Here is a 9,471-nt window from a genome sequence, read left to right on the forward strand (position 1 = left end):
CCTTCGGAATTTTGAAAAAATCTGCCGGAGGAAACCAAATGAAGGTTTTTCTAAGTGATTTGCACATCGGTTTAGGTAACGAATCCGATGACTTTATATACGATGACAGACTAATCAAGTTACTACGTGATCTTGATGATGAAAACAATGAGTTATTTATCGTTGGAGATTTTTTTGAGTTATCTAACTTAATCAATGATGGTCTCATGGTGGATACGGCTTCTGAATATGCAGAAAAATTTGATCCGTCTTTAATAGATGCAATATTTGCTAGCCACGAAAAGATGATCGAAGAGTTCCGAAAATTTTCAAAAAAACATCGAATTTATTATATCGCAGGTAACCACGATTACTATGTTCTTTTAAATCAAAAAATAAATGAAAAGATCAAAGAAACATTTGAAAATTGTGAAATTTTACCCTATTATTATGATCCAAACTTAAGATTATTTGTAATACACGGTAATCAGTTCGATATAGTCAACAGATTGAGCAAAGATAAAGATGGAAACCTTATTCCCCCATTTGCAGAGTACATGAACAAATACATGAATTATAATTTTGGAAAAGTCGCCGGGAAAATTCTACCTGCTGAGCTTTATTCAGATTATCAAAATATTTATCCTCAGTTGGATGTTTTCAAGTGGTTGGATATTATAAAAGAAAAATATGATCTTAATTACAATTTAAAAAACAAATGGATTGAAACCTTCACACAACTGATTAAAACCCCTCAGGTAAAAAAGTGGATGAAAATAAACTTTCCTGGTGTAAATATTCTATCCAATATATTTGTGAATAACTTGGGGGGCATGAAGTTAGGTGAAGCTATAGTTAGAGTAGGAATGTTCTTCAGAAGTATGAGAAATTCGAATTCTCTTTTAATGAAGGCAGAAGAACTTTTAAACGATAAATTCTATATACCGAAAGAATATCTTATTGGGTTTTATGATCAAGATATTTCTTTTGCTAAGGGAGAAATAAAGGGAATAGTTATGGGTCATAACCATAGAGCGTCCTTTAATATCATAAAAAACGGAGGCTCAAAAGAAGTTTATATTAATACTGGAACATGGAAATTCATGGTAAATAGAAATTTTGGAATAAATAGAAATGAGTTCATCAAAAAAAAGTTAATTTCCTATCTGTTGATAGACGACTCAAATAAGTCCATGAATTTTAAATTAGTGAGAGAAGAGGCGTTTTAATTCTTAAAATTGTATGTTAAATTTTACCCAAATGAGAAATAGAAAAAAAGTAATTAGAATATAATTAAACAAAGTGTGATGATTTAAACACTAGTTTTTTTGTAATTATAATTTTTTCATAAAAATAGCTAGGAGGGAAACAGATGGGAAAAAAGTACGTATACGTGTGGAATAAAAACCGAGTAGAAGGCAACTCGAAAATGAAAGACATTCTTGGTGGAAAAGGTGCTAACTTAGCAGAGATGGCATCTTTAGGTTTGCCAGTACCTCCAGGTTTCACTATTTCAACGGAAGTATGTAAATATTATTGGGATAATGGCAGAAAATTCCCAGAAGATCTTAAATCTGTTGTTGAAGAAGCCATGACAGAGCTTGAAAATGTTACTGGCAAAAAATTCGGTGACAACAAAAATCCTCTTTTGGTTTCAGTCAGGTCAGGTGCCGCTGTTTCTATGCCTGGAATGATGGATACTATATTGAATTTAGGTCTTAACGATGAATCAGTCGAGGGATTAGCCAAGCTAACTAACAACGAAAGATTTGCTTGGGATTCTTATAGAAGATTTATCCAAATGTTTGGTGATGTTGCTTTAGGTATCGCCCATGAAAAATTCGAAGAAGCCCTTAATGAAGTTAAAAGAGAAAAAGGCGTAAAACAAGATTTAGAATTAGATGCGAACGATCTCAAAAAAGTTGTTGAATTATACAAGAAATTGTACAAAGAAGAGGGAAAAGAGTTCCCACAAGATCCTATGAAACAACTTTGGATTGCTATTGAAGCAGTTTTTGGAAGTTGGAACAATCCAAGGGCTATAAAGTATAGACAAATTAATGAAATGGATAAACAAGGGCTTTTAGGAACTGCTGTGAATGTAGTTGCTATGGTTTTTGGTAACATGGGAGAAGACAGCGGTACAGGTGTGGCTTTCACAAGAGATCCAAATACTGGTGAAAAGAAATATTACGGTGAATTTCTAACCAATGCACAAGGGGAAGATGTCGTTGCTGGTATAAGAACTCCAAAAAGTTTGGATGAGTTAAAGAGTATCAATCCTAAAACATATAACCAGTTACTTGAGGTTATGGATAAATTGGAGAAACATTTTAGAGATATGCAAGACATAGAATTTACAGTTGAAAAAGGACAATTATATATGCTTCAAACAAGAAGCGGAAAAAGAACTGCTGCTGCGGCTGTTAAAATTGCGGTAGATATGGTAAAAGAAGGTCTCATAAGCAAACAAGAAGCAGTGATGAGAGTTAAGCCCGCAGATATAGAAAAATTACTACATCCTATTTTCGATTCTGAAGAATTAAAAAATGCCCAATACATTGGGAAAGGATTACCCGCATCTCCTGGTGCTGCAACTGGAAAGATTGTTTTTAGCGCAGACGATGCCGAAAAGCTGGCAAAAGATGGTGAAAAAGTAATCCTCGCTAGACCCGAAACATCCCCCGAAGATGTTGGCGGTATGAACGTTGCAGAAGGAATATTAACATCACGTGGAGGCATGACTTCTCATGCTGCCGTAGTTGCCAGAGGAATGGGTAAGACAGCTGTTGTTGGAGCAGAAGATATAGTCATCGATTTAAAAAATAAAGTTATAAAATCTAATGGAGTTGAATTAAAGGAAGGCGATTGGATTTCCATCGATGGAAACGAAGGAAAAGTTTACGCTGGAAAAATCAAAACAGTTAGACCCGAAGGATTAGCAGGGGATATTTCAGTATTGCTTGAGTACGCAGATGAGGTTTCAGTTTTAGGGGTCAGAGCAAACGCAGATATCCCAAGAGATGCAAAAGTTGCAAGGGAGTTCGGAGCTCAAGGAATTGGACTTTGTAGGACAGAACACATGTTCTTTGGACCAGAAAGAATAAACAAGATGAGAACTATGATCGTCTCAAAAACAGAAGAACAAAGAAAAGCAGCTTTAGAACAACTGTTACCATTTCAAAGATCAGACTTCAAAGGATTATTTGAAGAGATGGAAGGATTTTCTGTTACAATAAGGCTTTTGGATCCACCTCTTCATGAATTTGTTCCAGAGAGCGATGAACAAATAAAAGAAGTAGCAAAAATGATTGGAATCAGTGAAGAAGAATTAAGAAGTACAGTTAAAGATCTAGAAGAATTTAACCCAATGATGGGTCACAGAGGTGTGAGATTAGCTATCACTTACCCAGAAATAGCAGAAATGCAAACAAAAGCAATAATTTTAGCCGCTATAGATATGATAAAAGAAGGTAAAAAGGTACAACCAGAAATAATGATCCCATTAGTTGGAAACGTAAAAGAGCTCACCATCCTTAAAGAATCTGTTAAAAGGATAGCTGACGAATTAATAAAAGAAAACAACGTAGACTTAGAATACAAAATCGGAACAATGATCGAAGTCCCCAGGGCCTGTGTTGTTGCTGATCAAATTGGTGCTGAGGCTGATTTCTTCAGCTTTGGAACCAACGATCTTACACAACTTGGCTTAGGTTTTTCAAGAGATGATTATGGAAAATTCATTGGAGATTACATTGAAAAAGGTATCTACGAAAAAGACCCATTCCAACAAATCGATAGAGAAGGCGTTGGAAGATTAATAAAACTTGCTTTGGACGGTGGAAGATCCACAAACCCAAAATTGAAGGTAGGAATTTGTGGTGAACACGGTGGAGACCCTGATTCTATTGAGTTTGCACACTTGGTAGGGTTGGATTATGTAAGCTGTTCTCCATACAGAGTACCAGTCGCTAGATTAGCAGCTGCACAAGCAGCGGTAAATTATAAAAGAGGCAAAACAGTTAATTATTAATCAACAGGTAAGAAATTCAGAAACAATCAGAGTTTTAAAAATAAGATATTGATCTTATTATAGTTACAGGGTGGAGACCTCTCCACCCTTTTTGTTATTTAGCCCATTAACTGTTGACTATTTTTTGCTAGTATGTTAAAATTGAAAAAATGTTTTATTATATCTTTTCCGGGGTGATCCATAATGAAGATAGTAGATTTGATTAAACAATCAAACAAACCTGTTCTTTCCTTTGAAATTATCCCACCTAATGTTGGAGAAAGTATTGATTCAATATTTAATGTTGTGGATAATTTAATCGAATTTTATCCTAAATTTATCAATGTCACTAAGCATGCCAACGAAATAGAATATGTTGAAGAAAATGGGAAGATCATGAAAATCATCCAAAAGAAGAGGCCTGGGACCGTCGGGGTAAGTGCTTCAATAAAACATAGATATAATATCGAAGTTGTTCCTCACTTAATATGTACAGGCTTTAACAAATATCAACTAGAAGACATTCTAATAGACCTAAACTATCTAAGGATAGAAAACATATTCGTCGTAAGAGGAGATAAGAAAAGGTATACATGGAAAGAAACCGATGAATACGAACATGCAAGTCAATTAGTTGAGCAAATAGCAAATATGAACAGAGGAATATACACGTTCCCAACAAAAGAACATAATTCTACAAATTTCTGCGTGGGCGTTGCAGGATACCCAGAAAAACATTTTGAATCCCCAAACTTTGAAAAAGATTTGGACTATTTGAAATTAAAGGTCGATATGGGGGCAACATTCATAATAACTCAGATGTTTTTTGACATTGAGTATTACAAAAACTTCGTTAATAAAGTTCGAGATCTCGGCATAGAAGTGCCAATAATTGCAGGCATCAAACCGTTGGGAAGCAAAAAAACACTATACAACATCCCTAAAACTTTTCATGTTAATATACCTAAATCCATTGTGGAAGAGTTTGAAGACGCAAAATCATCTCAAGATGAATATATTATAGGAGTAAGGCACGCAATAAAACTAATTGAGCAACTTTTAGAACTGGGAGTTCCAGGAGTACATCTTTTTACGATGGGGAAAGGAAAGATAGTAAAAGACGTTTTAAGTGCATTTAAGGGAATTTTTTAGAATTTCGATGGGTGGGGAGCAAAGGAGAAATAAAAATGGCACGCCCGGAGGGAATCGAACCCCCAACCTGCGGTTTTGGAGACCGCCGCTCTGCCAGTTGAGCTACAGGCGTATTGCTACAATATTATAACATAAAAGCAGAGATCTATCAAGCATTTTTTTCTTTAAATTAGAGTGAATTGATTTGTTAACAATAATGTGATAAGCTTATGAATAGAGAAATACAACGCGTATTTTAAAATAAGTGTTCTTCTATTTATATTATAAAAAATTTAATGTAATAGTAACTTTAAATTATACCTCGTCTTCTACTTTTTTCATACTTTTTACCAAATTTCTTTCTTTTTATAGTATACTAAGGAAGGATTATTTTAAGTCATGGGGTGAGCAAATAATGTTTGAAAACTTACAAAAAAAGCTGACAGGAGTCTTCAAGAACCTATCGGGTAAAGGAAAATTATCCGAAAAAAATATAAAAGATGCTGTTAGAGAAGTGAAACTTTCTCTCTTGGAAGCAGACGTTCACTATAAAGTGGTAAAAGAACTGATTGACAGAGTCAAAGAAGAAGCAATTGGATCTAAGGTTCTCGAAAGTTTAACCCCTGATCAAGAATTCATCAGAATAGTTAGAGACGATTTAATAGAATTGATGGGTGGTAAAGAAAACAATAAAATTACCATTTCTCGTAATCCAGGTTTTATAATGCTTACGGGTTTGCAAGGAAGCGGTAAAACAACAACCGCCGCTAAGTTAGCAAATTTTTATAAGAAAAAAGGAAAAAACCCTTTGTTAGTTGCTGCCGATACTTACAGACCAGCGGCTATCGATCAACTTGTACAGTTGGGTGAGGATATTGGCATTCCCGTTTTTACTGGTGACAGAGTAAACGCTTTGAAAATTATAGAAGAAAGTAAAAAATATGCAGAAAAGCTTTTGCATGATATTGTTATTGTAGATACCGCAGGGCGTTTACACATCGATGAAAAGATGATGGAAGAGCTAGAAAATATAAAAAAATTAATCAATCCTGATGAAATTTTGATGGTTGTCGATTCAATGGTTGGTCAAGATGCAGTTAATTCAGCAAAAGAATTTAACGATAAATTGGATCTTTCTGGTTTTGTTGTTTCAAAACTCGACGGTGATTCTCGAGGCGGGGTCATCATCTCTATTAGGTACATAACTGGAAAACCCGTCAAATTAGTTGGTGTTGGTGAGAAGATAGATGATTTGGAAGAGTTTTACCCAGATAGATATGTTGGAAGAATTTTGGGAATGGGAGACGTACTTTCTTTCATAGAAAAAGTAGAACAAGATATAGATAAAAAGAAAGCAGAAGAAGATGCCGAAAGGTTTATGGATGGAAAGTTTGATTTAAAAGACTTTCTCGAGCAAATTCGACAAATAAGAAAATTAGGGCCTCTAAGTAGTCTTTTAGAAATGGTTCCCGGTGTCCCAAAGGAGCAAGTAGATGTAACAAAAGGTGAGCAAGAATTAAAAAAATTCGAGGCAATAATAAATTCAATGACCCCTAAGGAACGTAAAAACCCAGGAATACTTACTTATTCAAGAAAACAGCGGATAGCCAAGGGAAGTGGGACAACTCTGCAAGATATTAACAGACTATTGAAATCATACGATCAACTGAAAAAAACTATGAAGCAAATGAAGAAACTAAAGGGCAGAAAACTAATGAACAATCTACCGTTTTGAAATACCAATAATAATTAAAAATATATGGAGGTGTATTAATGGTAAAAATCAGATTGAACAGGATGGGAAGGAGACATCAACCGTTTTACAGAATAGTTATCGTAGACTCAAGAAACAAAAGGAGCGGAAAATATATAGAATCAATAGGATACTATGATCCTCTAAATAACTCAAACCAGTACAAAGTCGATGAAGACAAGGCTTTAGATTGGCTTTTAAAAGGTGCTCAACCCACAGACACAGCAAGAAGAATTCTTAGAAAAATGGGTGTTATGAAAAGATATGATGAAATAAAATTTCAAGCTAGAAAAGAAAAGGGTGTCAAAGAATCTAATGAAATTGTTGAACCAGAAGGAGAAGAAGTTAAAGAATGAAAAATCTGCTTTTAGACATTTTGAATAACATCGTTAAACATCCAGATGAAATAAAGATAGTAGAGTCCAACGAGGAACAAAACGTAATATTTGAAATATATGCAAATTCTGAAGATGTTGGACAAATAATTGGAAAAGACGGTAGAACTATTAAATCCATAAACATTCTTTTAAACGCAGCAAAAAAAGATCCTGATAAGAAATTTATCTTAAAAGTAATTAGGTGAGTGAATTGAACAGTTTATCCAATCTTTTGGACAACAAAATCTCTGTGGCAAAAATTGTTAATAGCCATGGAGTGCACGGAGAAGTAAAAATAGTACCTTTTACCAACGTAAAAGATGTGATAACGAACTTAGAAGAAGTTCTTTTATACAACACCTCAACCAGAAATTTCTTCTTTAGTAAGGTACTACAAGTTAAACCATTAAATAAATTTTTTGTATTGAACTTACGTGGAATAAAGGACATGGACGAAGCTAAAAAAATGATAGGGTATGAAGTTTTTATCGATAAGAAAGATCTTCCTTCTCTTAATAGTGAGGAATATTACTGGTATGAGATTTTAGATTCTGAGGTGTACTATGAAGATGGGGAATACGTTGGAAAAGTAGAAGAAATAATTCAAACAGGTGCAAACGACGTTATTTCTATAAAAAACCTTGAAGATGATAAAGAAGTTCTCATACCAATGACAGATCATTACATTGTTGAGTTAAAAAAAGAGGATAAAAGTATTATAGTAAAAAAGATAGAGTGGTACGAAAATGGAACAAATCAAGCGGATTAAAATTAGTGTTTTGACTATTTTCCCCGGTATGTTTGATATAATCAGAAACTATGGAGTAATCAAAAAAGCTATAGAAAAAAAATTAGTTGAAATAGATATACTCAATTTAAGAGATTACACAACCGATAAACACAAAGTAACTGATAAACCTAGTTACGGTGGAGAAAATGGAATGGTTATGCTGGCAGAACCTTTTTATCGTTTTTACGATGAATACATACTATCTAAGAACCACAAACCTTATGTAGTTTTACCTTCTCCCCAAGGCGAAGTATTTAATAACGATTTAGCTTTTGAGTTAGCAAAAAAAGAGGAATTAGTTTTTTTCTGTGGAAGATACGAAGGAATAGATGAAAGGGTTAGAAAGATCGTTGACAAAGAAGTTTCAATAGGAGATTATGTTTTAACCGGCGGTGAAATCCCTACCATGGTTATTATTGAAACTCTTTTAAGATTTTTGCCCGGAGTAATAGGTTCAAAAACAAGCGTGGAAAACGATTCCTTTTACAATGGGCTTTTAGATTATTCACACTACACCAAACCTCAGAATTTTAGAGGGATGCAAGTGCCGGAAATTCTGTTAAGCGGGGATCATGAACGTATTAGAATCTTTAGAAAAAAAGACAGTTTGTTAAAAACGATATTGAAGAGGCCAGATCTATTTATAAAGAAAGAATTAGATGAAGAAGAAAAAAAGATTTTAGTAGAGATTATTCAAGAAATGTTTAACAAAAACCCTGATAATTTTAAGGAGTCCAAAGATGTTTGATAAACTATATGTGGCCTTAATTCACTATCCTATTCTAAAAAAAGACGGAAGCATTGTTTCAACAGCCGTTACAAATTTTGATGTTCACGATATTTCAAGAACCTGTAAAACTTATAATGTTAAAAACTATTTCTTAGTTACTAACTTGCCTGCTCAACGAAAGATTGTAGAAAAAGTTTTAGATTACTGGCTCAACGGATATGGAGGAGAATTTAATCCCAACAGAAAAGAAGCGCTTGAAATATTTAAAATAAAAAATTACCTGGAGGACGTTATCGAAGAAATAGAAAAAAATGAAGGAGAACGACCAAAGATAGTTTTCACTTCTGCTAAAGCAAGAAATAATGTAGTTTCTTTCGAGGAACTAAAGAACCAGATAAAAGATTCCGATCATCCATTTTTAATTCTTTTTGGAACCGGTTGGGGAATGCCAGAAGAAATTAGGGAAATTTCTGATTACGATTTAGAACCTATTGGAGCTAAAGGAAAGTTCAACCATCTCTCTGTAAGGGCGGCGGTTGCAATAACACTGGATAGATTAATAGGTGAAATTGTTTGATTTCTAGACTCTTCTGTTGGAGAGATTGGGGAACAAAGGGGTAAAAACTCCTTTATCCTTATAGGGGCTGCTGGTTTAAAGGACCGAAGGTCTCTTCCTTAGAAGGGTGGGGAGCGGGGCAA

The 9,471-nt window shown here is 34.2% G+C and carries 9 protein-coding genes and 1 tRNA gene; 9 read left to right on the top strand and 1 reads right to left on the bottom strand.

Annotation, left to right across the window (positions count from 1 at the left end):
* Positions 1 to 38 precede the first annotated feature (38 nt).
* The 3 genes from X928_RS03190 (at position 39) to X928_RS03200 (ending at position 5,143) form a co-directional block, all read left to right on the top strand.
* Positions 39 to 1,208, top strand: a complete 1,170-nt coding sequence (locus X928_RS03190) for a metallophosphoesterase (protein ID WP_103078463.1) — start codon at positions 39 to 41, stop codon at positions 1,206 to 1,208.
* A 143-nt stretch (positions 1,209 to 1,351) separates the two neighbouring features.
* Positions 1,352 to 4,012: a pyruvate, phosphate dikinase gene (gene ppdK, locus X928_RS03195; RefSeq protein WP_103078464.1), complete on the top strand. Its 2,661-nt coding sequence runs from the start codon at positions 1,352 to 1,354 to the stop codon at positions 4,010 to 4,012.
* A 183-nt stretch (positions 4,013 to 4,195) separates the two neighbouring features.
* Positions 4,196 to 5,143, top strand: coding sequence for a methylenetetrahydrofolate reductase (locus X928_RS03200; RefSeq protein WP_103065968.1), 948 nt, complete (start codon positions 4,196 to 4,198; stop codon positions 5,141 to 5,143).
* 36 nt (positions 5,144 to 5,179) lie between these two features.
* Here X928_RS03200 and X928_RS03205 read toward each other — a convergent pair.
* A tRNA-Trp gene (locus X928_RS03205) sits at positions 5,180 to 5,255 on the bottom strand.
* Between the two features lie 282 nt (positions 5,256 to 5,537).
* Between X928_RS03205 and ffh the strand changes: the two genes are divergently transcribed.
* The 6 genes from ffh to X928_RS03235 are packed head-to-tail and all read left to right on the top strand — an operon-like array spanning position 5,538 to position 9,349.
* A complete protein-coding gene (ffh, locus tag X928_RS03210; RefSeq protein ID WP_103078465.1) occupies positions 5,538 to 6,857 on the top strand; it encodes a signal recognition particle protein in 1,320 nt (439 codons plus the stop codon).
* 38 nt (positions 6,858 to 6,895) lie between these two features.
* Entirely contained in the window at positions 6,896 to 7,231 is a 336-nt protein-coding gene (rpsP, locus tag X928_RS03215) for a 30S ribosomal protein S16 (protein ID WP_012208169.1), read from the top strand.
* Positions 7,228 to 7,458 (top strand): KH domain-containing protein, encoded by a 231-nt coding sequence (locus tag X928_RS03220; protein ID WP_012208170.1) that lies wholly within the window; start codon positions 7,228 to 7,230, stop codon positions 7,456 to 7,458. The genes rpsP and X928_RS03220 overlap by 4 nt, the downstream gene beginning before the upstream one ends.
* A gap of 5 nt (positions 7,459 to 7,463) precedes the next feature.
* Positions 7,464 to 8,021, top strand: a complete 558-nt coding sequence (gene rimM, locus X928_RS03225) for a ribosome maturation factor RimM (RefSeq protein WP_158245387.1) — start codon at positions 7,464 to 7,466, stop codon at positions 8,019 to 8,021.
* Positions 7,999 to 8,790 (top strand): tRNA (guanosine(37)-N1)-methyltransferase TrmD, encoded by a 792-nt coding sequence (gene trmD / locus X928_RS03230; protein ID WP_103078467.1) that lies wholly within the window; start codon positions 7,999 to 8,001, stop codon positions 8,788 to 8,790. The genes rimM and trmD overlap by 23 nt, the downstream gene beginning before the upstream one ends.
* Entirely contained in the window at positions 8,783 to 9,349 is a 567-nt protein-coding gene (locus tag X928_RS03235) for an RNA methyltransferase (RefSeq protein ID WP_103078468.1), read from the top strand. Before trmD ends, X928_RS03235 begins: the two co-directional genes overlap by 8 nt.
* Positions 9,350 to 9,471: the final 122 nt, after the last annotated feature.

The organism is Petrotoga miotherma DSM 10691 (assembly GCF_002895605.1).
Taxonomy (GTDB): domain Bacteria; phylum Thermotogota; class Thermotogae; order Petrotogales; family Petrotogaceae; genus Petrotoga; species Petrotoga miotherma.